Here is a 532-nt window from a genome sequence, read left to right as displayed (position 1 = left end):
CCTTCGATCATTGAATTGAACAGGGCAGATAGAGAGCCAAAACGACAACCGGCCGGCGGGTAACATTCCTTCGTGAGGCAACACGGTGGCCAGGATAGTTGACGCCAGCCACACGTTGTCGCGCCAGCAGCCCTTGCCGTCCATCGAGATGCGGATGCCGTGGGCTATGAGCAGTCCGGTGAAGGCGCTGCTGGTGAATTGGCTGCCTTGATCGGTGTTGAATATCTCGGGAGTTCCGTGCTTCATGATCGCTTGCTCGACGGCCTCGATGCAGAACTCGGTGTCCATCGAGATCGACACCCGCCAGGCCAGCACACGGCGGCTGTACCAGTCGATCACCGCTGTCAGGTAGACGAAGCCCCGGGCCATTGGGTGATATAGCTGAGGCCCATCGCCCAGACCTGGTTGGCCCTGGTGATCGCGAGCGTGCGCAGCAGGTATGGGTAGATCGTGCTTCCTGGTGCCTTCTTGCTGGTGTTGGGCTTCCTGTAGAGCGCGGTGATGGCCATGCGCCGCATCAGCGTGGTCATAT

The 532-nt window shown here is 60.0% G+C and carries 1 pseudogene; it reads right to left on the bottom strand.

Annotation, left to right across the window (positions count from 1 at the left end):
* Positions 1 to 105: 105 nt before the first annotated feature.
* Positions 106 to 532 (bottom strand): annotated as a pseudogene (locus QN397_RS26615) (DDE-type integrase/transposase/recombinase); the annotation flags it as partial.

The sequence above is a fragment of the Variovorax sp. RTB1 genome (assembly GCF_035018765.1).
Lineage (GTDB): Bacteria > Pseudomonadota > Gammaproteobacteria > Burkholderiales > Burkholderiaceae_C > Variovorax.
The sequence above is the reverse complement of the archived record's forward strand: the minus strand, read 5'-3'. Positions and strand labels throughout refer to the sequence as shown.